This is a genomic window from Escherichia sp. KS167_9B (assembly GCF_030295215.1).
GTDB lineage: Bacteria > Pseudomonadota > Gammaproteobacteria > Enterobacterales > Enterobacteriaceae > Escherichia > Escherichia coli_F.
Genome location: NZ_AP025754.1, coordinates 1,705,693 through 1,729,397 on the forward strand (window position 1 = coordinate 1,705,693; position 23,705 = coordinate 1,729,397).

21 protein-coding genes are annotated in these 23,705 nt (G+C 49.7%); 10 read left to right on the top strand and 11 right to left on the bottom strand.

The annotated features are described in order from the left end of the window. The first annotated feature begins 15 nt into the window (after window positions 1-15). From QUE34_RS08595 to tyrR, 3 genes are all read left to right on the top strand, one after another. The gene (locus tag QUE34_RS08595; protein WP_000825801.1) at window positions 16-1,413 is read left to right on the top strand and encodes a YcjX family GTP-binding protein; all 1,398 of its coding nucleotides are present in this window, start codon (window positions 16-18) and stop codon (window positions 1,411-1,413) included. Then, the gene (locus tag QUE34_RS08600) at window positions 1,410-2,471 is read left to right on the top strand and encodes a YcjF family protein (protein ID WP_000138727.1); all 1,062 of its coding nucleotides are present in this window, start codon (window positions 1,410-1,412) and stop codon (window positions 2,469-2,471) included. Before QUE34_RS08595 ends, QUE34_RS08600 begins: the two co-directional genes overlap by 4 nt. Before the next feature lie 147 nt (window positions 2,472-2,618). Beyond that, entirely contained in the window at window positions 2,619-4,160 is a 1,542-nt protein-coding gene (tyrR, locus tag QUE34_RS08605) for a transcriptional regulator TyrR (protein WP_032302953.1), read from the top strand. Between the two features lie 37 nt (window positions 4,161-4,197). On the opposite strand, the gene QUE34_RS08610 is transcribed toward tyrR, so the two are convergent. Together QUE34_RS08610 and tpx are read right to left on the bottom strand one after the other, a co-directional pair. Next, a complete protein-coding gene (locus QUE34_RS08610; RefSeq protein ID WP_103253635.1) occupies window positions 4,198-6,240 on the bottom strand; it encodes a hypothetical protein in 2,043 nt (680 codons plus the stop codon). A gap of 154 nt (window positions 6,241-6,394) precedes the next feature. Continuing rightward, complete coding sequence (gene tpx / locus QUE34_RS08615; RefSeq protein ID WP_032184040.1) at window positions 6,395-6,898, bottom strand: thiol peroxidase; 504 nt, start codon at window positions 6,896-6,898, stop codon at window positions 6,395-6,397. 118 nt (window positions 6,899-7,016) lie between these two features. Between tpx and ycjG the strand changes: the two genes are divergently transcribed. Then, a complete protein-coding gene (gene ycjG / locus QUE34_RS08620) occupies window positions 7,017-7,982 on the top strand; it encodes an L-Ala-D/L-Glu epimerase (protein ID WP_032184041.1) in 966 nt (321 codons plus the stop codon). On the opposite strand, the gene mpaA is transcribed toward ycjG, so the two are convergent. Continuing rightward, window positions 7,957-8,685 (bottom strand): murein tripeptide amidase MpaA, encoded by a 729-nt coding sequence (mpaA, locus tag QUE34_RS08625; protein WP_032184042.1) that lies wholly within the window; start codon window positions 8,683-8,685, stop codon window positions 7,957-7,959. The two genes, ycjG and mpaA, sit on opposite strands and share 26 nt — an antisense overlap. 182 nt (window positions 8,686-8,867) lie before the next feature. On the opposite strand from mpaA, the gene mppA reads away from it, so the two are divergent. After that, window positions 8,868-10,481, top strand: a complete 1,614-nt coding sequence (gene mppA / locus QUE34_RS08630; RefSeq protein WP_000683029.1) for a murein tripeptide ABC transporter substrate-binding protein MppA — start codon at window positions 8,868-8,870, stop codon at window positions 10,479-10,481. 45 nt (window positions 10,482-10,526) lie between these two features. Here mppA and ynaI read toward each other — a convergent pair whose 3' ends face one another. After that, complete coding sequence (ynaI, locus tag QUE34_RS08635; RefSeq protein ID WP_105268607.1) at window positions 10,527-11,558, bottom strand: low conductance mechanosensitive channel YnaI; 1,032 nt, start codon at window positions 11,556-11,558, stop codon at window positions 10,527-10,529. Window positions 11,559-11,801: 243 nt separating this feature from the next. Here ynaI and QUE34_RS08640 point away from each other — a divergent pair, with 243 nt between their 5' ends. After that, window positions 11,802-12,059, top strand: coding sequence for a DUF2534 family protein (locus QUE34_RS08640; RefSeq protein WP_000605090.1), 258 nt, complete (start codon window positions 11,802-11,804; stop codon window positions 12,057-12,059). A 49-nt stretch (window positions 12,060-12,108) separates the two neighbouring features. Here the strand turns inward: QUE34_RS08640 and uspE are convergent, their stop codons facing one another. The 6 genes from uspE to abgA form a co-directional block, all read right to left on the bottom strand. After that, the gene (uspE, locus tag QUE34_RS08645; RefSeq protein WP_001262123.1) at window positions 12,109-13,059 is read right to left on the bottom strand and encodes a universal stress protein UspE; all 951 of its coding nucleotides are present in this window, start codon (window positions 13,057-13,059) and stop codon (window positions 12,109-12,111) included. Window positions 13,060-13,210: 151 nt separating this feature from the next. Further along, entirely contained in the window at window positions 13,211-13,963 is a 753-nt protein-coding gene (gene fnr, locus QUE34_RS08650) for a fumarate/nitrate reduction transcriptional regulator Fnr (RefSeq protein ID WP_000611911.1), read from the bottom strand. A gap of 194 nt (window positions 13,964-14,157) precedes the next feature. After that, window positions 14,158-14,673 (bottom strand): methylated-DNA--[protein]-cysteine S-methyltransferase, encoded by a 516-nt coding sequence (gene ogt, locus QUE34_RS08655; protein WP_000945011.1) that lies wholly within the window; start codon window positions 14,671-14,673, stop codon window positions 14,158-14,160. A 10-nt stretch (window positions 14,674-14,683) separates the two neighbouring features. Beyond that, a complete protein-coding gene (abgT, locus tag QUE34_RS08660; protein WP_000062976.1) occupies window positions 14,684-16,210 on the bottom strand; it encodes a p-aminobenzoyl-glutamate transporter in 1,527 nt (508 codons plus the stop codon). Between the two features lie 36 nt (window positions 16,211-16,246). Beyond that, a complete protein-coding gene (abgB, locus tag QUE34_RS08665; RefSeq protein ID WP_032302957.1) occupies window positions 16,247-17,692 on the bottom strand; it encodes a p-aminobenzoyl-glutamate hydrolase subunit AbgB in 1,446 nt (481 codons plus the stop codon). Then, window positions 17,692-19,002, bottom strand: a complete 1,311-nt coding sequence (abgA, locus tag QUE34_RS08670) for a p-aminobenzoyl-glutamate hydrolase subunit AbgA (RefSeq protein WP_032302958.1) — start codon at window positions 19,000-19,002, stop codon at window positions 17,692-17,694. The genes abgB and abgA overlap by 1 nt, the downstream gene beginning before the upstream one ends. Before the next feature lie 175 nt (window positions 19,003-19,177). Here abgA and QUE34_RS08675 point away from each other — a divergent pair, with 175 nt between their 5' ends. Both QUE34_RS08675 and smrA read left to right on the top strand, forming a co-directional pair. After that, window positions 19,178-20,086, top strand: coding sequence for a LysR family transcriptional regulator (locus tag QUE34_RS08675; RefSeq protein ID WP_000885454.1), 909 nt, complete (start codon window positions 19,178-19,180; stop codon window positions 20,084-20,086). A gap of 329 nt (window positions 20,087-20,415) precedes the next feature. Then, window positions 20,416-20,979, top strand: a complete 564-nt coding sequence (gene smrA, locus QUE34_RS08680; RefSeq protein ID WP_032302959.1) for a DNA endonuclease SmrA — start codon at window positions 20,416-20,418, stop codon at window positions 20,977-20,979. Between the two features lie 20 nt (window positions 20,980-20,999). Here smrA and dgcM read toward each other — a convergent pair whose 3' ends face one another. Continuing rightward, on the bottom strand, window positions 21,000-22,232 hold the full coding sequence (gene dgcM / locus QUE34_RS08685) for a diguanylate cyclase DgcM (protein WP_001355263.1): 1,233 nt from the start codon (window positions 22,230-22,232) through the stop codon (window positions 21,000-21,002). Window positions 22,233-22,425: 193 nt separating this feature from the next. On the opposite strand from dgcM, the gene ydaN reads away from it, so the two are divergent. Further along, window positions 22,426-22,473, top strand: a complete 48-nt coding sequence (gene ydaN / locus QUE34_RS08690) for a protein YnaN (protein ID WP_211180494.1) — start codon at window positions 22,426-22,428, stop codon at window positions 22,471-22,473. 13 nt (window positions 22,474-22,486) lie between these two features. Next, window positions 22,487-23,470, top strand: a complete 984-nt coding sequence (gene zntB / locus QUE34_RS08695) for a zinc transporter ZntB (RefSeq protein WP_000387388.1) — start codon at window positions 22,487-22,489, stop codon at window positions 23,468-23,470. Window positions 23,471-23,705: the final 235 nt, after the last annotated feature.

A 23,705-nucleotide genomic window follows, 5' to 3' on the forward strand; every position in this document is an offset into this window, starting at 1 on the left:
GTCCACAGGACAGCAATGAAGCGACTTAAAAATGAACTTAATGCGCTGGTGAATCGGGGTGTCGACAGACATCTGCGCCTCGCTGTAACCGGACTTAGCCGCAGCGGCAAAACCGCGTTTATCACTGCGATGGTCAATCAGTTGCTCAATATTCATGCCGGAGCACGCTTGCCGCTATTAAGTGCGGTGCGTGAAGAGCGCCTGCTGGGCGTAAAACGCATTCCCCAGCGTGACTTTGGCATTCCACGCTTCACCTACGATGAAGGGCTGGCGCAGTTATATGGCGATCCTCCCGCCTGGCCGACCCCAACACGCGGCGTCAGTGAGATTCGCCTGGCGCTACGCTATAAATCGAACGATTCGCTGTTGCGTCACTTCAAAGACACTTCCACGTTGTATCTGGAGATAGTGGATTATCCCGGCGAATGGTTACTCGACTTGCCGATGTTGGCGCAGGACTATTTAAGCTGGTCGCGCCAGATGACGGGCTTACTCAATGGTCAGCGCGGCGAATGGTCGGCAAAATGGCGAATGATGTGCGAAGGGCTGGACCCACTAGCACCTGCCGACGAAAACCGTCTTGCAGACATTGCTGCCGCATGGACCGATTATCTCCACCACTGTAAACAGCAGGGGCTGCACTTTATTCAGCCTGGGCGTTTTGTCTTGCCGGGGGATATGGCAGGTGCGCCCGCGTTGCAATTCTTCCCGTGGCCGGATGTCGATGCCTGGGGCGAATCAAAACTTGCACAGGCCGACAAGCACACCAATGCCGGAATGCTGCGCGAACGATTTAATTATTACTGCGAGAAAGTGGTGAAGGGGTTCTATAAAAATCATTTTCTGCGCTTTGATCGGCAGATTGTGCTGGTGGATTGCCTGCAACCTCTCAACAGTGGACCACAAGCATTCAATGATATGCGTCTGGCGCTGACGCAGCTGATGCAAAGCTTCCACTACGGGCAGCGTACCTTGTTCCGGCGCTTGTTTTCGCCGGTTATCGATAAGCTATTGTTTGCTGCCACTAAAGCGGATCATGTGACCATCGATCAGCACGCCAATATGGTTTCATTACTGCAACAACTGATTCAGGATGCCTGGCAAAATGCGGCGTTCGAAGGGATCAGTATGGACTGCCTGGGGCTGGCGTCAGTTCAGGCGACCACCAGCGGCATTATTGATGTTAACGGTGAGAAAATCCCGGCGCTGCGCGGTAATCGACTCAGTGATGGCGCACCGCTCACTGTTTATCCTGGCGAAGTTCCCGCACGTTTGCCTGGTCAGGCGTTCTGGGATAAGCAAGGCTTCCAGTTTGAGGCGTTTCGTCCGCAGGTGATGGATGTCGACAAACCGCTGCCGCATATTCGTCTTGATGCTGCGCTGGAATTTTTAATAGGAGATAAATTGCGATGACCGAACCGTTAAAACCACGTATTGATTTCGACGGTCCGCTGGAGGTCGATCAGAATCCAAAATTCAGGGCGCAGCAGACCTTTGACGAAAATCAGGCGCAAAATTTTGCCCCGGCCACGCTCGACGAAGCGCAGGAAGAAGAGGGGCAAGTTGAAGCGGTGATGGACGCAGCGTTACGTCCGAAACGCAGCCTGTGGCGCAAAATGGTGATGGGCGGGTTGGCTCTGTTTGGTGCAAGCGTTGTCGGACAGGGCGTGCAGTGGACGATGAATGCCTGGCAAACTCAGGATTGGGTAGCGCTGGGTGGATGTGCCGCTGGGGCATTGATTATCGGCGCTGGCGTAGGTTCTGTGGTAACAGAGTGGCGGCGCTTATGGCGCTTGCGACAGCGCGCCCATGAACGCGACGAAGCGCGTGATTTATTGCACAGCCACGGCACGGGCAAAGGCCGCGCATTTTGTGAAAAACTGGCGCAGCAGGCGGGTATTGATCAGTCCCATCCGGCGCTGCAACGCTGGTATGCGTCAATCCATGAAACGCAGAACGATCGTGAAGTGGTCAGCCTGTATGCTCATCTGGTCCAGCCGGTTTTAGATGCTCAGGCGCGGCGCGAAATCAGTCGCTCAGCGGCGGAATCAACGTTAATGATTGCCGTTAGCCCACTGGCGCTGGTGGATATGGCATTTATCGCCTGGCGCAATCTGCGTTTGATTAATCGCATCGCCACGTTGTATGGCATTGAACTGGGATATTACAGCCGTTTGCGCCTGTTTAAGCTGGTATTGCTGAATATCGCTTTTGCCGGAGCCAGCGAACTGGTGCGCGAAGTGGGGATGGACTGGATGTCGCAAGATCTCGCTGCGCGTTTGTCTACCCGCGCAGCTCAGGGGATTGGTGCTGGACTTCTGACGGCACGACTGGGGATTAAAGCTATGGAGCTTTGCCGCCCGCTGCCGTGGATTGACGATGACAAACCTCGCCTCGGGGATTTCCGTCGCCAGCTTATTGGTCAGGTGAAAGAGACGCTGCAAAAAGGCAAAACTCCTGCCGAAAAATAATGCAATATCGGGTGCTGACCGGATATCTTTACGCCGAAGTGCCCGTTTTTCCGTCTTTGTGTCAATTATTGTTGACAGAAACCTTCCTGCTATCCAAATAGTGTCATATCATCATATTAATTGTTCTTTTTTCAGGTGAAGGTTCCCATGCGTCTGGAAGTCTTTTGTGAAGACCGACTCGGTCTGACCCGCGAATTACTCGATCTACTCGTGCTAAGAGGCATTGATTTACGCGGTATTGAGATTGACCCCATTGGGCGAATCTACCTCAATTTTGCTGAACTGGAGTTTGAGAGCTTCAGCAGTCTGATGGCCGAAATACGCCGTATTGCAGGTGTTACCGATGTGCGTACTGTCCCGTGGATGCCTTCCGAACGTGAGCATCTGGCGTTGAGCGCGTTACTGGAGGCGTTGCCTGAACCTGTGCTTTCTGTTGATATGAAAAGCAAAGTGGATATGGCGAACCCGGCGAGCTGTCAGCTTTTTGGGCAAAAATTGGATCGCCTGCGCAACCATACCGCCGCGCAATTAATTAACGGCTTTAATTTTTTACGCTGGCTGGAAAGCGAACCGCAAGACTCGCATAACGAGCATGTCGTTATTAATGGGCAGAATTTCCTGATGGAGATTACGCCTGTTTATCTTCAGGATGAAAATGATCAACACGTTCTGACCGGTGCGGTGGTGATGTTGCGCTCGACGATTCGTATGGGCCGTCAGTTGCAGAATGTCGCTGCACAGGACGTCAGTGCCTTCAGTCAAATTGTCGCCGTCAGCCCGAAAATGAAGCATGTTGTCGAACAGGCGCAGAAACTGGCGATGCTAAGCGCGCCGTTGCTGATTACGGGTGACACCGGTACAGGTAAAGATCTCTTTGCCTACGCCTGCCATCAGGCAAGCCCCAGAGCGAGCAAACCTTACCTGGCGCTGAACTGTGCGTCTATACCGGAAGATGCGGTCGAGAGTGAGCTCTTTGGTCATGCTCCGGAAGGGAAGAAAGGATTCTTTGAGCAGGCGAACGGTGGTTCGGTGCTGCTGGATGAAATAGGTGAGATGTCACCACGGATGCAGGCGAAATTACTGCGTTTCCTTAATGATGGTACTTTCCGTCGAGTTGGTGAAGATCATGAAGTGCATGTCGATGTAAGGGTTATTTGCGCTACGCAGAAGAATTTGGTCGAACTGGTGCAAAAAGGCGTGTTCCGTGAAGATCTCTATTATCGTCTGAACGTGTTGACGCTCAATCTGCCGCCGCTACGTGATTGTCCGCAGGACATCATGCCGTTAACCGAGCTGTTCGTCGCCCGCTTTGCCGACGAGCAGGGCGTGCCGCGTCCGAAACTGGCCGCTGACCTGAATACTGTACTTACGCGTTATGCGTGGCCGGGAAATGTGCGGCAGTTAAAGAACGCTATCTATCGCGCACTGACACAACTGGACGGCTATGAGCTGCGTCCACAGGATATTTTGTTACCGGATTATGACGCCGCAACGGTAGCCGTGGGCGAAGATGCGATGGAAGGTTCGCTGGACGAAATCACCAGCCGTTTTGAACGCTCGGTATTAACCCAGCTTTATCGCAATTATCCCAGCACACGCAAACTGGCAAAACGTCTCGGTGTTTCGCATACCGCGATTGCCAATAAGTTGCGGGAATATGGCTTAAACCAGAAGAAAAGCGAAGAGTGATTGTGCTGGCTGCGCCGTTAAGGCGCAGCGGCAACGTTCATTTGATGCCAAACTTTTTATGCCAGGCTTCCACATGGCGCGCCGTTTGACGCAGCGGCGCATTCACTAAATAGTTCTGAATCCAGGGTGTTTCCATCCAGTAGCGGACTTTTTCCGGCGCGTGCGCGAGGCAGTGCATCACGACGGCATGATGAAATGAATTTGCTGAATTATCATAACCATCATAGGCACCTTCACCGATCCCACGCACTAATACGCCATGTTCCAGCATGGTCGCCAGAACGGGAATTTGTTCTGGAATATGCACAAAGAAATTTAAAAGTTGACCGCCTTTTGCCAAAGCATAGTGTTCCAGCCCCTGAAGGTACCAATTAACCTGCGGCATATAGTTTGAGTAGATGTGCAGGTTGTAACGCAGGAGGGCCGTTGCTAGCGCATGTGAAAATCGCGGCTGATTTTTACCAAACTCAGCGATGGTAAGGACGCTGTCGAGCGATAACCTCGAACTGAAAGCCAGTGCCATTATTTCCGGTAGTTCCGGTTGTCCAAAGTGCGCGGCGGCCGCGCTACGGCAATCAGCGCGGTCAAACGTGGCGAGCATGGCGTAAATAGGGTCAGCAACGTCATGCGGCTCGTGGGCCAGTTGTTTGAAAATGTCGCCAGCATGTCCGCATTTCATAGCCATCCAGCAGAGATTAACAAATTCACCCGCCATATTGTCATTTACGAAATAGGCATCCGGATACTGATGTAATTCAAAGGACAACCCGGCAACCCATATGAAACGCATCGGAAAGACAAACGGTTCCGCAATCAGTTGTATAAACTCTGCGGCATCAAAGCATTTTCCTTCCTGGCGCTCAAACAAATAACGGGCAATATCTGGGTGAGAAAGTGAACCCCGACGAGGCCATTGGGCGGCAAATTCATGCCACTGATAACTATCATTATGATGCCGGTGGGCGATATTATTTAGCTCAGATGTCTGAAAGGCCGCTTTCGCTGCAATATATTCCACACTATCCAAATGACGATATTCATAAACCGCTTCGCCGGGCGAGATTAATTTTCGACTAATCGCGCAGCGCTTTCGGGACTTTCCGCCAAGAACCTTTTCATAAACTGACATGAAGGGACCAGAATGCACAACATCATGTCCGACGGTGAGATATTTATCCTGCAACGCCTGAAACTCTGCGCTGTGCAAGAGATTATTCAGCAAGGTACTAAGTTCAGGCTTTATTCGGCGCTCTTTGCCAGTTGAAACGAAAAGATCACAGAAATGACCATCATTGTTGTGGATTAACTGTTTTATCCAGGTCAGCGCTTCATTTAGCTGACTAGTATAAGAAAATAAACCAATCGCATACAGATAAAAGTCTGAGTAGGTATGGATATGATTTAACGGTTCTATTTTACTGCGTACAAAAGAGAGCGCATCGGCAAACTGTGCATTGTGGATCAAATGGCGCAAGTGGCGGGTATATTGCTTCCAGGTATTGCAGGTTCGCTCATCCAGAACGCCCGCATTAATTAACCACGCTTGTTTTGCCAGCAACCAGGTTTCATCATAATAAGCAGGCCCTAACGGGTGGTAATCCGCGATAAACGCTTTCAGCGCATAAGGGGTAAAATTTGGGGCGACAGGGTTATCTTCCGGGACATCGCTGGCATGGAAAAGCGATTCAAGAACAGCGGATGCTTTATTCCAGTCTTCCATTGCGCAAGCGGCGTTAAATAACACCATTCTTAATGCCGGGTAACGCGATATTGCTGTAAAAACAGGCGTACTGCCTCTCCATGAACTATATCCATTTGGATTAAGGAAATGGTAATCAGTAATGGCTGCTTCGAGCCAGGTTTCTGCACCACTAGCCTCGCCGCAGTGAACCATCGCCGCTGCGCCAAGAAAAATACCGGCTGCAGCTGTCGGCGGTAAACATGAACTACCTTGTTCAATAGGATCTGGCGCTAGCTCTAAAAGCCATTCTGCATGGTTCGTTAGTGCCTCGGCAATGGCAGGAATGTCCGTTGAACAGCAATTGTGTTTAAGCCAGACCGTAATTTGTTTATCATCCATAATAGTCATCACTCCGCTGGGCCAATAATGGCAAAGAGCAATCTTAATGCACAACGGTTAGGGGGAATAGTGGCAGGAACTCTGGAAAATAGTGGGACTGGTAGATCAAAAAACTGCCGTTCACCGGTGGTGATTCAGTGAACGGCACAGTTGTTTAGCGCAGTACAGCCAGAGCTGCTTCGTAATCCGGCTCGGTGGTGATTTCATCCACCAGCTGGCTGAAAATCACATTGTCATTTTCATCAATAACCACAACGGCACGCGCTGCCAGACCTTTCAGTGGGCCATCAGCAATTGCCACACCGTAGGCTTGCAGGAATTCAGCGTTACGGAAAGTGGAGAGGGTGATAACGTTGTTCAGACCTTCTGCGCCGCAGAAACGAGACTGGGCGAACGGCAGATCGGCAGAGATACACAGCACAACGGTGTTGTCGATCTCGGTTGCCAGTTGGTTAAACTTACGTACTGATGCGGCGCAAACACCGGTATCAATACTCGGGAAAATGTTCAGCACTTTGCGTTTACCCGCAAACTGACCGAGGGTGACGTCAGACAGATCTTTTGCCACGAGAGTAAAAGTCTGCGCTTTGCTACCCGCCAGCGGGATGGAATTGGCGACTGTAACCGGGTTGCCCTGGAAATGAACGGTTTGTGACATGATTATCTTTCCTGTTTACATATAGTTAACGTCACACCTAGTTTATGCTAACTGTCAATAACACAGCAAACGCTATTTGCGCTTAATCCGCAGACCACCGCGACAACAAGGAGTAAAGATGAGAACCGTTAAGGTATTTGAGGAAGCCTGGCCCTTACATACCCCGTTTGTGATTGCTCGGGGAAGTCGTAGTGAAGCGCGCGTGGTGGTGGTTGAACTGGAAGAAGAAGGTATTAAAGGCACCGGTGAATGCACGCCGTATCCGCGTTATGGAGAAAGTGATGCCTCGGTAATGGCGCAAATTATGAGCGTCGTGCCGCAATTAGAGAAAGGGCTGACACGGGAGGAGTTGCAAAAAATTCTCCCTGCCGGCGCAGCACGTAATGCGCTGGATTGTGCATTGTGGGATCTGGCGGCGCGAAAACAGCAGCAATCGCTGGCTGATTTGATCGGCATAACGCTTCCCGAGACAGTCACCACTGCCCAGACGGTAGTCATCGGTACGCCTGATCAGATGGCCAATAGTGCATCAACACTCTGGCAGGCAGGCGCGAAATTACTGAAAGTGAAGCTGGATAACCATCTTATTAGTGAGCGGATGGTGGCAATTCGCACGGCTGTGCCCGATGCGACGTTGATCGTTGATGCAAATGAATCCTGGCGTGCAGAAGGGTTGGCGGCGCGTTGCCAGCTGTTGGCGGATTTAGGCGTTGCGATGCTTGAACAACCGCTTCCTGCGCAGGACGATGCGGCGCTGGAGAATTTTATTCATCCGTTACCGATTTGTGCTGATGAAAGTTGTCATACTCGTAGCAATCTGAAGGCGCTGAAAGGGCGCTATGAGATGGTTAACATTAAGCTCGATAAAACGGGTGGCCTGACGGAAGCGCTGGCGCTGGCGACTGAAGCACGTGCACAAGGTTTTAGTCTGATGCTGGGCTGCATGTTGTGTACCTCTCGTGCCATTAGCGCCGCTTTACCGCTGGTGCCGCAGGTCAGTTTCGCCGATCTTGACGGACCGACCTGGCTGGCGGTAGATGTGGAACCGGCGCTTCAGTTCACAACGGGCGAATTGCATCTTTAGGATGCCAGCGCAGCAAGTTTGCCATCGCAAAGAGATATTTTTCGCTGGCTTCGTCGGAGGAGATGGGCGGAAACTCTGCGGTGATGCAATGCAGGTTGAGATCCGCACACCAACTGCCGAAAGAGCCAGGTGTTTCATAACCGACGCTGGTTACCAGAGGCAATTCAAACGCCTGGGCCAGCCATTCGCCTAATTCGCTGTGTCTGGGGTCTTCAATACAGGCCAGTGGATCGTGGAATGAGACCACCCAGGCAGGTTGAATGCGATGTATAAGCTGGCACAGCGCCTGAGTTTCAGGTTCGGAGCCAGGTTTGTCACCTGTCAGTAAAACGACATCACGTTCTTCAGCGGCGCTGTTCCAGCGATAAACCGTTTCACCTTCCTTCCAGTTTGCTGCCGGAAAGTTTCTATTTAAATCCACGCCATTAGCATTGGCCCGTAACCCTAACTGGCAACCGTCAGGATTCACACACAGCACCACATGATGGCGGCGCAAAGAAGGTGTCAATGTCCGCAGAGCACAGGAGAGGGTCACGACCGAAGAGTTTTCATCACCGTGGGTGCCAGCCAGAATCAAACCACTTTCGTGACTGGCGGCTGGGGCCGGAAACCAGATCAAAGGCGCGCCCAATAATGAACGTCCGTAATGTTCTGTTCCGGGCGGAAATGCGCCGCGTTCGGCGCGTGGGCGGGTTACGGTCATAATCGTCTCTGGTTCAGGAAGTATTACAGGCAGTGTTGTGCAAATTTTGCGGATTATCAAATCCTTTTCTTCAACGCTATGTTATCGATCTTGTATCACTTTTTTGCCGGAAGTTGTTTGCATTTCTTTAAGGCGAAACAAATAATTACGCATGATTATTAACGCAGGTTTGAGGGAAACTTATGAAGCACTCTGTTTCAGTCACGTGTTGTGCGCTGTTGGTCAGCAGCATTTCTCTTTCGTATGCTGCAGAAGTTCCGAGCGGCACAGTACTGGCAGAGAAGCAGGAGCTGGTGCGCCACATTAAAGATGAGCCTGCGTCGCTGGATCCCGCTAAAGCCGTGGGCCTGCCAGAGATTCAGGTCATTCGCGATCTATTTGAAGGACTGGTGAATCAGAACGAGAAAGGGGAGATTGTCCCTGGCGTTGCGACTCAGTGGAAAAGTAATGACAACCGTATCTGGACTTTTACCCTGCGCGATAACGCAAAATGGGCGGATGGCACACCGGTAACGGCGCAAGATTTTGTCTACAGCTGGCAGCGTCTGGTGGACCCGAAAACACTTTCGCCATTTGCATGGTTTGCCGCGCTGGCGGGAATCAACAACGCACAGGCGATTATTGATGGTAAAGCCACGCCTGACCAGCTTGGCGTCACCGCAGTTGATGCCCATACTTTGAAAATCCAGCTTGATAAACCATTGCCGTGGTTTGTGAATTTAACCGCTAACTTTGCCTTCTTCCCGGTGCAAAAAGCCAACGTAGAAAGCAGTAAAGAGTGGACGAAACCCGGAAATCTGATCGGCAATGGCGCTTATGTTCTTAAAGAGCGCGTAGTCAATGAAAAACTGGTCGTGGTGCCGAATACCCATTATTGGGATAACGCCAAAACGGTACTGCAAAAAGTGACCTTCCTGCCAATTAATCAGGAATCCGCTGCCACTAAGCGTTATCTCGCGGGGGATATTGATATCACCGAATCCTTCCCGAAAAATATGTATCAGAAGCTGTTGAAGGATATTCCGGGGCAGGTTTATACGCCGCCGCAGCTCGGGACCTATTATTATGCGTTTAACACGCAAAAAGGGCCGACGGCAGATCAGCGCGTTCGCCTGGCATTAAGTATGACGATAGATCGCCGCCTGATGACCGAAAAAGTGTTGGGGACGGGCGAAAAACCAGCGTGGCATTTTACGCCAGATGTTACTGCCGGATTCACGCCGGAGCCTTCGCCGTTTGAACAAATGAGTCAGGAAGAACTGAATGCGCAGGCAAAAACTTTGTTGAGCGCAGCCGGTTATGGTCCGCAAAAACCGCTGAAGCTGACGCTTTTGTATAATACTTCAGAAAACCATCAAAAAATTGCGATTGCTGTGGCATCGATGTGGAAAAAGAACCTTGGTGTAGATGTCAAACTGCAAAATCAGGAATGGAAAACCTATATCGATAGTCGTAATACAGGTAATTTTGATGTTATCCGCGCCTCGTGGGTGGGGGATTATAATGAACCCTCCACCTTCCTGACATTATTAACGTCAACGCATTCAGGCAACATTTCACGCTTTAACAACCCGGCCTACGACAAAGTTTTGGCCCAGGCATCGACGGAAAATACCGTTAAAGCGCGTAATGCCGATTACAACGCGGCAGAAAAAATCCTCATGGAGCAAGCACCGATTGCACCAATTTATCAATATACCAATGGACGATTAATCAAACCGTGGCTGAAAGGTTATCCCATTAATAACCCGGAAGATGTGGCGTATAGCCGGACTATGTATATTGTGAAACATTGATGTGAACTGGCGTTACCCTTGTGGGTAACGCCAGTGATGTCTGAATTAACGACCCTGGTCTGGTGGTGTAATGTTATCCATATACAGCGTCTGGCTTGGGAACGCGAAATCCGCGCCGTGTGACTGTACAATATCGATAATCTTCAAATAAACATCCTGCTGGGCGGCAAGCCATTCAGCCCATACCGTGGTTTTGGTAAAGCAATAAACCATAATATTCAATGAGGAGTCAGCAAACTGGTTGAAATAAACCAGTAAGGTTTGTCGCTGGTCGATGGCCAGGTGATTTTTCAGCATCTCACGTACGGCTTCGACAATAACGCCCACTTTTGCCGCATCCTCATAACGTAAACCAATGGTCGTGGTAATGCGCCGGTTGGTCATTCGTCCAGGGTTTTCTACGCTGATTGACGAAAACAGCGAGTTCGGTACGTACAATGGACGATTATCAAAGGTCGTAATTTTGGTAATTCGCCAGCCAATTTCCGCTACTGTACCTTCGATATTTCTGTCCGGTGAACGGATCCAGTCGCCAATACTAAAAGGACGGTCGAAATAGAGCATAATCCCGGAAAAGAAGTTACTCAAAATATCTTTACCGGCCATACCGACAGCCAGACCACCAATACCACCAAAGGTCAACAAGCCAGAAAGGCTCATGCCGAAATGTTCGCCATAAAGCAAAACAAGTACCACAATAATGGTGATTTTGATGATACGCGACATAATCCGCGCACTGGTGATATCGCGACCTTTTTTAATCTGCTGTTTTTCAAACTGATTTATCAGCAGAAATAGTTTAATCGTCAGAATAACCGCAATCAGGGACGTACAGATAAAATCGATAACGCCTGGGGTGATAAATTTGAGTTTATAGTTTTCTATAACATAATTAATGATGCTACCAACAGCACTGATAATTATGGTGTAGATGAAAAATTGCACCGCATGGAATAAAAACCCTTTTCTTTTACGATTTCCACGGCGAAACCAAAAGCTCATCAGAATCAATGCTGCGCAGCTACCGAAAATAATGACCAGATTAAGCGCATTATTTGTAAACAGTTCAGCGATCATTGTTTTATCAGGCTCCTCCAGATAATTGTCGTCATGCCGGAAACCCCTGGCGGGGATATTTTACCGCGACAATTCATTCAGATCATCAATAGTCAGGGAAGTAAGTAGCAACATTAGCTAACAAATCAATGCATTGATTGTAAATCCGGCTAAGAGGTGAGGTTTTCAGAGCAGACAAGAGTGAAATGTCATGGTATTGTTGCATAGAGGTAACAAAAAATTTGTCTGCACAAGGATTACATCATGATTATGGCGAAACTGAAGTCAGCGAAAGGGAAGAAATTTCTCTTTGGTTTGTTGGCGGTTTTCATTATTGCGGCGTCGGTTGTGACTCGCGCGACCATCGGCGGCGTGATAGAACAGTACAATATTCCGCTGTCTGAGTGGACGACATCAATGTATGTGATTCAGTCATCAATGATTTTTGTTTATAGCCTGGTCTTTACTGTGTTGCTGGCAATCCCGTTGGGCATTTATTTCCTTGGCGGCGAAGAGCAGTAAGTAAAAAATAGGCCCGATAACTCGGGCCTTGTCAGTTATTGAAGAGTCGTTAATCGTCTTCTTCGTCATCCAGTTCAACGGGTGTCTGATACTGGTCAGGTTTAATGACCAGCAGGTCGCAGCGAAGATGATCAATCACCTGTTCCGCCGTGTTGCCGAGGAATGCTGCTGAAATACCGGTGCGTCCGACCGTTCCCAGAACCACAATCCCCGCCTGTAAGTGCTCCGCCAAATCAGGAATCACCTCTTCTGGTAGACCTTTTTCAACGTGTGTCATGTTTTCATTAATGCCGAATTTCTGCCGCAGGGCTTTCATAGCCAGCAAATGTTGCCCACGAATGGCATCGTTATAAACGCTCGGATCAAATTCCGGCAGTTCAATCGCGATATTAATTGGCGTTACCGGATAAGCGCCAACCAGATGAACTTCGGTATGATTAACTTGTTCCGCCAGTTCGATCGTCTCTTTAACCAGTTTTTCATTGAGCGCATTATGGTACGGCTCTTCACTGGCGAGATTCACCGCCACCAGCGCCTTACCCCCTTCCGGCCACGGCTGGTCTTTCACCATCCACACCGGGCTTGGGCATTTGCGTAACAGATGCCAGTCCGTTGGCGTAAAAATCACCGCTTCCAGACGGTCATGTTGGTGCGCCATTTTTAGCACCAAATCGTGTCCGCCGCTGATCACTTCCTGAATGATGGCTTCGAATGGACGGTTATGCCAGACCACTTTAATTTCAATGGGAACGCCAGCATTGAGATAATATTTTGCCTGCTCGTGGATCCAGGCTGTTCGCTGGCTGATGACGCCCTGACGCATAGCGGTACGTTCGTCCGGGGAGAGCAGGGTGGTCATTTCGTATGAGAAGTCATAGATCGGCAAAAAGGCTTTAATTTTGCCACCAATCCGTTGATGTAAATAAACAGCTCGCCGCAATGCTGGTTGGTCGTCCTGGTTAGGATCGATAACAACGAGCATGTTCTGATACATAGCCATACAGGGTCTCCTTACAACAACTGTCAACGCAGTTTGTAATTAAAAGATTAACCCATATCTGGTGAATGAAACAGTGATGAACCTTCTGTCAGATCAATAAATCAGAAAAATTTAATGATATGACAGAAGGATAGTGAGTTATGCGGAAAAATCAGGCAACGTTACGCGTATGACCAGCAAGCTGGGCCAGCGCATCGTTATTTTCGATGGTGATGTATTTACCTTTGACTGCCAGCATACCGCTTTTCTGGAAGCGACCCAGCAGACGGCTGATGGTTTCTACCGTCAGGCCCAGATAGTTACCGATATCGCCACGAGTCATCGTCAGGCGGAATTCACGAGGGGAGAAGCCGCGTTGGGCAAAACGACGGGACAGGTTGTAGATGAATGCAGCCAGACGCTCCTCGGCATTTTTCTTCGACAACAGCAGGATCATATCCTGATCGCCTTTGATTTCACCGCTCATCAGACGCATCATCTGCTGACGCAGATTCGGCATTTTACCGGACAAATCGTCCAGCGTTTCGAACGGGATTTCACATACCATCGAGGTTTCCAGCGCCTGCGCGAAGCTTGGGTGATGACCACTGCCGATGGCATCAAATCCCACCAGGTCGCCTGCTAAATGGAAACCAGTGATTTGCTCGTCGCCTTGCTCAGTGATGGTATAACTTTTAATCGTACCGGAGCGGATGGCATAAAGCGATTTAAGTTCATCACCAGCCTTAAACAGCGTCTGGCCTTTCTGAATAGGCTTCTTTCGCTCAATGATATTATCAAGCTGATCAAGCTCATGTTCGTTGAGTGTGAACGGGATGCAAAGCTGGCTGATGCTGCAATCCTGGCAATGGATAGCACAACCGCCAGACTGAATGCGCCGTATAATTCGCTTTTCCGGGATCATAGGTCTGCTCAAGCCGTAATTGATATTTGTCAATTTTAACATCTTTTTAGGGAGCAAGTAAGTCTAAGCAAACCTTAACAGCAGAGAATTCCGATATTAGATGTAAATATATGTCTATCTATTTGAAAACCCTTAAGTTGTTAAGGGTAACTTTACATAAAAGTGTGAACAAGCTGGCACAAATTGTTTAATGTTTACAGCAAAAGATAACCTTCGTGGCGCAATAACCACTCTTTTCGCTGAACTCCGCCTGCATATCCGGTCATGGTACCGTTTCTGCCAATGACCCGATGACAAGGCACAACAATGCTGATGGGATTCGATCCATTTGCCGCACCTACGGCACGCGCCGCGCCGGGGCGGCCCAATTGTTCAGCCAGTTGGCCGTAATGCATTACCTGCCCGCAGGGGATTGTGCGTAATGTTTTCCAGACTTCGCGCTGAAATGGCGTCCCCCCCGTGGCAGTGGGAAGCGTATCAATAATGCTAAGATTACCGGCAAAATATTCACGAAGCTTGTCGCTTAAACCACCTGGGTTGGTGGCAGAAATGCGTTCATAGCCTTCTTTGCGGTAATGGATGTCCAGCAGTTGCACCATGCGTTCGCTGTACTCTTCCCATTCAACCGCCCGCAGGCGAAATTGCTCATCGCAAATCACCCACAGTGGACCCAGTGGCGTGGCAATTTTTTCTTCAAGTAATCTCAGCATCCGTTCTCTCTTAAGACAAACGAGGGTAAATCCCCGGACCTATCGGCAGACCAACAAGATACCACGCCAGCAACATCAGCAGCCATACCACCAAAAAGATAAGTGGATAGGGCAAAACTAACGAATAGTAAGTACCCAGTTTCGCGTCTGGTTTGTAGCGTTGCAGGAATCCAAGAAACAGTGGAACAAAAGGAGATACCGGCGCTAAAGGCAATACGGATGAGTCGGCAATACGAAAGAGGATTTGCGCAAATGCCGGGTGAAAGCCAAGTAGCATAAACATTGGTACGAAAATGGGGGCCAGAATCGACCAGATTGCGGAACCGCTAGCGATAAACATGCATAAGAAAGAGGAAAGCAACGCCAGACCGACAAACGCCGGGATGCCGCTAAGCCCTGAACTTTCGAGTATATCGGTCAGCCCCACAGCGATGAATTTCCCCATGTTGCTCCAGTTAAACATGGCGACAAACTGGGCCAGGGGAAAAACCATCACGATAAATCCCGCCATCTCTTTCATCGGTTCAATCATTAAATGCGGTAAATCCGCCTGACGTCGAATTGTGCGGGTAGCGATGCCATAAGCCAGCGAGACCACAAAGAAAAAAAGAATGATCAGTGGCACGATACCTTTAATAAAGGGGGATGGCATCACGGTGTGATTAATCGGATCGCGCAATATACCGTTTACCGGGATTACCATCAGCGCAATCGCAGCAATAAAAAGTAGCGATACGACACCTGCTATGCGTAAACCAAAACGCTGACTTTCGGTCAAGGTTTGCAGTTTCTCATCGCTGTTTCCCTGCCATTGACCTAACCGTGGCTCAATGATTTTGTCGGTTATCAGGCCGCCAACAACCGTCAGTACGACTACGGAGCTGGCCATAAAATACCAGTTATCAATTACACTGACGTGCATTTGCGGATTGAATGCAGCCGCAGCTTCCGTGCTGATCCCCGACAGCAACACGTCGGTTGTGACAATCAGTAAATTAGCCGTAAAGCCGCAACCTACGCCTGCAATGGCGGCCAGTAAACCTGCAACTGGATGCCTGCCCACCGCCAGAAAAATTAGCGCACCCATCGGTGGCATGATCACTAACGCCGCATCGGAAGAAATGTGGCTGAAAAAAGCAATAAACAGCACCATATAACTGGCGTAGCGAGCATTCACATGCGATGCCATTTTAACCATCAACGCTGGCAGTAAGCCGACGCGCTCCGCCAGACCAGCACCTAAAACCAGCGCCAGGATCGCGCCTAGTGGGGCAAAACCGCTAAAGTTTTTAATCACATTGGGTAAAAACCAGTGTAATCCTTCCACACTGAGCAGGTTTTTCACGACCACTGGCGTACCATCGGTCGGGTTTTTCGCACTGACGCCAAAGGCCGACAAAATTGCCGTCGTCACCATGAGTACGATAATCAAATAGATAAAGAGCAAAAAAGGATGGGGAACCTTGTTACCAATTCTTTCGACCCAGCCATAGAGCTTCCCGGATTGGGAGGATGACGGTATGGATGACATACTCATGGGCATTCCTCGATTGTTGTGTTTGCGTTGTTGTTGTTATTTTAAAGGTGACGGTGTCACGTTTTTCGGAATAGGGCAGTGATACGGTTGCGTGTCCGTAACTTGCTGATGCTCTTGTTGGCATTCTTGCAATAGCCCTGAAACATTGAAGAGATTGAGTGTGGTTGCTGCCATAGTTTTCGCCGCCAGCAGCATTCCTTTATGAGCAATAGACGTTCGCCCCTGGCTAACCAGTTGCCACGTATGTAGCGGTGTACCGACGGCGAAACAGGGGCTGAAACACTGGGCAACAGGCAGTTTCCAACTGACGTCGCCGACATCAGTCGATGCCGCAAGCACGTTATCGGTGGCGGCATATGGAGCGACTTCATTCGCCAGTACCGTTTCACGATGACGTATTGCAAAAGCCTTGCCGTTTTCTCCACCGGTTGCGGCAATATTATTCAGACTGTTTTGCCGATCGTTGGGGGTGAGCGTAGCCTGAATTTGTTTCGCAAAAGCCAGTTCTTCGGATTTCCATTCAGGGGTTCCAAAATGGGACAGAGCCTGGTACATGACCTTTTCTAAGGTGCGATTCGGGAGATAACTGGAACAGGCTTTGTCGAAGCGGCATTCAACCGTGGTTTCGGTCATCAATGCCGCACCTTCGGCGATTTTGGCTACCCGATCATAAATATGCTGCACGTCGGTCATTTCGGGGGCGCGGATAAGATAAAGCACTTCTGCCTGCGCCTGGACCACGTTGGGCGAGATCCCGCCGCTCTCTGTGATGGCATAGTGTACGCGCGCTTTTTCAATAATATGTTCGTTGAGGAAGTTGGTGCCAGTGGTCATCAACGTTACGGCATCAAGGGCGCTGCGTCCCAAATGAGGGGAATTTGCAGCATGTGCTGCGATCCCTTTAAAGCGCCATGATGCTTGAATATTTGCCAGCGTGCGGGTATTGAACATACCGGCAAAGGCTTCCGGGTGCCAGGTGAGTGCCGCATCCACATCATCAAATAACCCCTCGCGGACCATGAACGTTTTTCCCGAGCCGCCTTCTTCGCCAGGACAACCATAAAAGCGCACCGTGCCGCCTTGCCCATATTGTTCCAGCCATTTCTTGACGGCTATTGCTGCGGCAAAAGCGGCGGTTCCCAGCAAATTGTGTCCGCAACCGTGACCATTTTCACCGGGCGTCGTGGATGTAGGCTGCGCGCAACCTGCTTGCTGACTTAAACCTGCCAGGGCGTCATATTCCCCCAGCAAGGCGATAACCGGTTTGTCTTGACCAAACGAAGCAATAAAGGCATTTGGGATATTGCCTACGTTGCGAGTCACGGTGAAGCCTGCAGATTCCAGCGCCGAAGCCAGATGTTCCGCTGACCAGAACTCTTCAAAACGTGTTTCTGGATGATCCCAGATTTGATCAGCAATATCGGTATAACGTTGGCGATCGGCTTCAATCGCATCGTCGATAAAACGATAGATTTCCTGCATCAGATACCTCGCGTCCAGGGAAAATTAAGCGCGGTGCGCGCCAGCGTTTCGACGGCAATAGCGAGAACCTGCTCGTCAAAATCGAATTTTTCGTTGTGATGACCTGCCGCCAGCTGTGTGCCAAACACCATATAGGAGGCTTGCCCTTGATGTCGCTGCACGCGGGCCATCATTAATGTGGCATCTTCGGAACCCGCAGGCGCCTCAACACGTTCAATGGCCTGATTGACCCCCGCGACCTGAGCCGCCTGGCTTTGTAACCATGCGACCCATTGCGGCGAAGGAGAACTGGCGGTAGCTGCACCCATCAGCCGAGTTTCAACGCCGACACCATACATGGCTGCTGCGCCCTGAATCGCTTGTTGTGCACGGTCAAAAACATATTGATTAATGACATCGCTGGCCCCGCGTGTTTCCACTTTCAGCAACGCCGAGGCAGGAACCACATTACGACCGCTTCCTGCCTGCATAACGCCCACGTTTACTCTGGAAGCCCCTTCGCTGTGCGGGGCGATTCCATGCAGCGCAAGAGTTGCTTGTGCTGCCGCCAGTAAGGCATTGTGACCGTCTTCTGGTTTTGCGCCTGCGTGAGCGGCGGTCCCGGTGAAGTGCGCGTCAAATTTGGTGGTTGCCATAAAATTATCACTGCCGCACACTACTGTGCCCGCAGGTACACCAGTGCCAATGTGCACAGCAGTAAAATAATCAACATCATCCACTACTCCTGCATCGACCATCGCCCGCGCGCCACGCGTACCTTCTTCTGCAGGTTGAAAAATCAGTTTGATGATGCCATGTAGTCCGGACTCGAACTGTTTAAAGGTATGCGCCAGCCCAAGCCCAATGGCGGTATGTCCATCATGACCACAGGCATGCATCATTCCGGCGTTACATGACGCAAAACCGTCGCGATAGGGGCGATGGCTGACATCCCGTTCTTCACTGAGATCCAGCGCGTCCATATCGACACGGAAAGCCATCACTGGACCGGGGCGACCGGTATCCAGGGTAGCGACGATGCCAGTGAAACCGCCTTCAAAAGCCGCAATCCATTGTTCTAGCGCCCCCTGTTGACGAGCGCGCTCGAATTCGCGTTGTAGAGTGAATTCATCAGGTAATCCCATCCGGCTACTTTCATTAACGACTTCGCGGCCCAGCGCCAGTGAATAACCGAGCTGGTGCAATTCTTCCGCAACAAGGGTAGCAGTGCGGAATTCCACCCAGCCAGACTCTGCATAGTGGTGAAAATCACGTCGCCAGTGCGATAATTTTGGGGCAAGCGAATTAATAAATTGATTCAAAGACTCCATAACCTTTCCCGTCATCAGTAAAAAGTGTGACCCGGTTCACGTAGCGATAGTTTTTACTTATCACTAACTGATTTTTCACAGTTTTAACCGTTCATAAATTACCCTGACACAATCATCTGCATTAAAGTAGATGCCAGTTTCTTTGGTCTGATAAATAACGGTTATCGGTGGCGTCATGGCTTTTCAGGTAAAAATTCATCAAATTCGGGCTTTTGTTGAAGTGGCTCGTCAGGGCAGCATTCGCGGAGCGAGCCGCATGTTGAATATGTCGCAACCGGCACTGAGTAAATCTATTCAGGAGCTGGAAGAAGGGTTAGCGGCGCAACTCTTTTTTCGCCGTAGTAAAGGCGTGACGTTAACTGATGCCGGTGAAAGTTTTTATCAGCACGCCAGTCTTATTCTTGAAGAGCTGCGCGCAGCGCAAGAGGATATTCGCCAACGACAAGGGCAACTGGCAGGGCAAATTAATATCGGCATGGGGGCCAGTATTTCCCGCAGTCTGATGCCAGCTGTCATATCTCGTTTTCATCAGCAGCATCCGCAGGTAAAAGTACGCATTATGGAAGGGCAACTGGTGTCGATGATTAATGAATTGCGACAGGGAGAACTGGATTTCACCATCAATACCTATTATCAGGGACCCTACGACCACGAATTTACTTTTGAGAAATTACTGGAAAAGCAATTCGCGATCTTTTGCCGCCCGGGACATCCCGCCATTGGTGCCCGTTCGATCAAACAGTTACTGGACTACAGCTGGACAATGCCGACGCCACACGGCAGCTACTACAAACAGTTGAGTGAATTGCTTGACGATCAGGCGCAAACGCCACAGGTCGGCGTAGTCTGCGAGACGTTTTCAGCCTGTATCAGTCTGGTGGCAAAAAGCGATTTTCTCAGCATACTACCTGAAGAAATGGGCTGCGATCCCTTGCACGGACAGGGGCTGGTGATGTTGCCGGTTAGCGAAATTTTACCGAAAGCGGCCTATTATTTGATTCAGCGGCGTGATAGTCGCCAGACACCACTGACCGCGTCATTAATCACGCAATTTCGGCGAGAATGCGGCTATCTGCAAAGTTAAAACTGCATAAAAAAATAGAGTCTGTCGACATCCGCCAGACTCTACAGTACACACAGCAGTGCATCCGCGTCTTAAATCCGGCATGGTCTCCTCTGCGCCGGTGACTGTGTTATAACGGTTTTAACCTTTAGTTGCCAATTTTCTTCAGTGACAGATTTCACGAAAATATAAGTTACATTATTAATATCGTGAATGAATAATCATGCATAAGCATTTTGCTTAAAATATCGGCAATATTTGGAACTTATTACTGGAATTTTGGGTAATACGTTGTTGGACCGACCCGGTCTGGTTATCATATCGCGCTCTTAATTGCGGGAGGATGTAACATGAACCTTGACGACAAATCGCTGTTTCTTGACGCCATGGAAGATGTCCAGCCGCTGAAACGTGCTATAGATGTCCACTGGCATCCAACGCGTAACCAACGTGCGCCGCAGCGTATCGACACGCTGCAACTTGATAATTTCCTCACCACCGGATTTCTCGACATCATCCCGCTAAGCCAGCTGCTGGAGTTTCGGCGGGAAGGGTTGCAACATGGGGTGCTGGATAAGCTGCGCAGTGGTAAATATCCGCAACAGGCGAGCCTGAATCTTTTGCGCCAGCCGGTGGAAGAGTGCCGCAAAATGGTGTTCAGTTTCATTCAACAAGCCCTGGCGGATGGTTTGCGTAATGTGCTGATTATTCATGGTAAAGGGCGGGAAGATAAATCGCATGCCAATATTGTCCGCAGCTATGTGGCGCGCTGGTTGACCGAATTTGATGATGTCCAGGCATATTGTACCGCGCTACCGCATCATGGCGGCAGCGGGGCGTGTTACGTCGCACTACGTAAAACGGCGCAGGCAAAGCAAGAAAACTGGGAGCGCCACGCTAAGCGCAGTCGTTGATCTCGAGACGCATCCGCGGCTTATGCCGCCAGCACGCGGTTGCGTCCATCATTTTTCGCCCGATACAAAGCATCATCAACGCGTTTAAACAGTTCATCGATGCTTTCATTTCCTTCGTGATGCGCCACACCAATGCTGACGGTAAAGCGTGGTAAGCCCGAAATACTCACTTTTGTCACGCTTACGCGGATAGTTTCAGCCAGCGAAAGCGCGGTATCCAGTGGGGTTCTTGGTAGCAATAAGACAAACTCTTCGCCTCCCCAACGAAACACCAAATCGCCTTTGCGAGCGCAACTTTCGAGAGTGCGGGCGAGGGCGCATAACACCTCATCACCTTTAGAATGCCCATAGAGATCGTTAATGTGTTTAAAACGATCGGTGTCGATGAGCAATAAGCTGTAATCCTGAGCGATGGCGAGGTGCTGCATTTGGCCTGGCTCGGTAATGTGATAAAACTGGCGCCGATTCAGTAATCCGGTCATCGCGTCATGGTGGGCAGCATGTTCCAACTGCTCCTCCAGCCGTTTTTGCTCAGTAATATCATGCACAATACATAACATGAGCTTGTCGCCATAAATTTCAATCGGCCCAGCATAGGTCTGCACATGACGAGTCGAACCATCCGCCAGTTTATGAACAAAATTCAAAGGCTTATGACCACCGGGTAAATGCGAGATTTCATGCATGATAGGCATGACGCGACGCCCGAGCATATTAATTTCCCAGGTATGTTTCTGGCACATCGTTTCATGGTTATAACCATAGAAATTGAGCGCGGCGAGGTTAGCATCGACGATTTGGCCATCTCGTGAGGGGTCAATCAACAACATTGGTGCAGAGTTAGTCAGAAAAAAGCGCGCATAAAAACCTTGTTTTTTGCGCTGATAATTTGCCGAGCGACTGGCTTTTAAACCCAGCGTTGCCGGCGCTTCGATGCCTTCGAAAATAATCACCGGTTCTGCTTCTGTCAGCTCTCGCAAAACAAGCCGACAGCTTAATGCTGTTTCCTCTTCTTTACGTTGAACGGTGAGGATTTCGATAATATCGTGTTGGTTTTGCAGATCGGAGAGGTATTTCGGTAGTTCTTTTTGTGAGGAGACGGAATAGGGACCGGTTCGTAGCTGACTAAACGTGAGGTCTTGCATCAACAGTCGCGCCGCGCTGTTGGCATAAATTAACTGTTCCTCAAAGGGCGAAACGATCCAGACAGGACTGGTGAGTAAGTCCAGGGTATTGAAGTTGTGCGTAATCATTGAGATCCCGTTATTTTTATCAATTTTTGTTGCTATCCGATCGCAAAAAAGCCACGTCATATGATCAGATAATTCTGATAATGATAGACGCTATTTAACACTTCACACGGTTTGTATATGGAAAAGCATTTTGCTTTTTGTATTCAATTTAGACAGAATTTTATTAATCATTTCAGGGTAATGGGGTGATGAGATGTTGCGTAACAGGGCCAGAAGGCTAGACTACAAAATAATGCGTTGATGATGGAGGCACTGTGGAAGCGATTAAGGGATCGGACGTTAATGTCCCGGATGCAGTATTTGCCTGGATGCTGGATGGTAGAGGCGGCGTTAAACCGCTGGAAAATACAGATGTGATTGATGAAGCGCATCCCTGCTGGCTCCACCTTAATTATGTACACCATGATAGCGCCCAATGGCTGGCGACAACACCGCTGCTTCCCAATAACGTACGTGATGCGCTGGCGGGCGAGAGCACACGGCCCCGAGTCAGCCGTCTCGGTGAAGGTACGCTGATTACATTGCGCTGTATAAACGGCAGCACCGATGAACGCCCCGACCAACTGGTCGCCATGCGTGTATATATGGACGGGCGGTTAATTGTTTCGACCCGACAACGCAAAGTGCTGGCCCTGGACGATGTGGTAAGCGATCTGGAAGAAGGCACTGGTCCGACCGATTGCGGGGGATGGCTGGTGGATGTGTGCGATGCGTTGACCGATCATTCCAGTGAATTTATTGAGCAGCTGCACGATAAAATTATCGACCTTGAAGATAATCTCCTCGATCAACAAATTCCACCGCGTGGATTCCTGGCTCTGTTGCGCAAACAATTAATTGTGATGCGTCGCTATATGGCACCGCAACGTGATGTTTATGCTCGTCTTGCCAGTGAACGTTTGCCGTGGATGAGCGATGACCAACGCCGTCGTATGCAGGATATTGCCGATCGCCTTGGGCGCGGGCTTGACGAAATCGACGCCTGTATAGCACGGACTGGCGTGATGGCTGATGAAATCGCTCAGGTGATGCAGGAAAATTTAGCGCGTCGTACCTATACAATGTCGTTGATGGCAATGGTCTTTTTACCCAGTACGTTTCTGACAGGGTTATTTGGCGTCAACCTTGGTGGGATCCCAGGTGGCGGGTGGCAATTCGGATTTTCAATTTTTTGTATTCTGTTAGTCGTTCTTATTGGTGGTGTTGCTTTATGGTTGCATCGTAGTAAATGGTTGTAACAACAGCAATTTTCCCTACTATCTGTATACAAAAACGCCGCAAAGTTTGAGCGAAGTCAATAAACTCTCTACCCATTCAGGGCAATATCTCTCTCGCAGGTGAATGCAACGTCAAGCGATGGGCGTTGCGCTCCATATTGTCTTACTTCCTTTTTTGAATTACTGCATAGCACAATTGATTCGTACGACGCCGACTTTGATGAGTCGGCTTTTTTTTGCCTGTTATATATCAGCG

Coding starts and splice junctions, on each gene's coding strand:
- QUE34_RS08595 (WP_000825801.1), top strand. CDS start 16: ATGAAGCGACTTAAAAATGAACTTAATGCGCTGGTGAATCGGGGTGTC.
- QUE34_RS08600 (WP_000138727.1), top strand. CDS start 1,410: ATGACCGAACCGTTAAAACCACGTATTGATTTCGACGGTCCGCTGGAG.
- tyrR (WP_032302953.1), top strand. CDS start 2,619: ATGCGTCTGGAAGTCTTTTGTGAAGACCGACTCGGTCTGACCCGCGAA.
- QUE34_RS08610 (WP_103253635.1), bottom strand. CDS start 6,240: ATGGATGATAAACAAATTACGGTCTGGCTTAAACACAATTGCTGTTCA.
- tpx (WP_032184040.1), bottom strand. CDS start 6,898: ATGTCACAAACCGTTCATTTCCAGGGCAACCCGGTTACAGTCGCCAAT.
- ycjG (WP_032184041.1), top strand. CDS start 7,017: ATGAGAACCGTTAAGGTATTTGAGGAAGCCTGGCCCTTACATACCCCG.
- mpaA (WP_032184042.1), bottom strand. CDS start 8,685: ATGACCGTAACCCGCCCACGCGCCGAACGCGGCGCATTTCCGCCCGGA.
- mppA (WP_000683029.1), top strand. CDS start 8,868: ATGAAGCACTCTGTTTCAGTCACGTGTTGTGCGCTGTTGGTCAGCAGC.
- ynaI (WP_105268607.1), bottom strand. CDS start 11,558: ATGATCGCTGAACTGTTTACAAATAATGCGCTTAATCTGGTCATTATT.
- QUE34_RS08640 (WP_000605090.1), top strand. CDS start 11,802: ATGATTATGGCGAAACTGAAGTCAGCGAAAGGGAAGAAATTTCTCTTT.
- uspE (WP_001262123.1), bottom strand. CDS start 13,059: ATGGCTATGTATCAGAACATGCTCGTTGTTATCGATCCTAACCAGGAC.
- fnr (WP_000611911.1), bottom strand. CDS start 13,963: ATGATCCCGGAAAAGCGAATTATACGGCGCATTCAGTCTGGCGGTTGT.
- ogt (WP_000945011.1), bottom strand. CDS start 14,673: ATGCTGAGATTACTTGAAGAAAAAATTGCCACGCCACTGGGTCCACTG.
- abgT (WP_000062976.1), bottom strand. CDS start 16,210: ATGAGTATGTCATCCATACCGTCATCCTCCCAATCCGGGAAGCTCTAT.
- abgB (WP_032302957.1), bottom strand. CDS start 17,692: ATGCAGGAAATCTATCGTTTTATCGACGATGCGATTGAAGCCGATCGC.
- abgA (WP_032302958.1), bottom strand. CDS start 19,002: ATGGAGTCTTTGAATCAATTTATTAATTCGCTTGCCCCAAAATTATCG.
- QUE34_RS08675 (WP_000885454.1), top strand. CDS start 19,178: ATGGCTTTTCAGGTAAAAATTCATCAAATTCGGGCTTTTGTTGAAGTG.
- smrA (WP_032302959.1), top strand. CDS start 20,416: ATGAACCTTGACGACAAATCGCTGTTTCTTGACGCCATGGAAGATGTC.
- dgcM (WP_001355263.1), bottom strand. CDS start 22,232: ATGATTACGCACAACTTCAATACCCTGGACTTACTCACCAGTCCTGTC.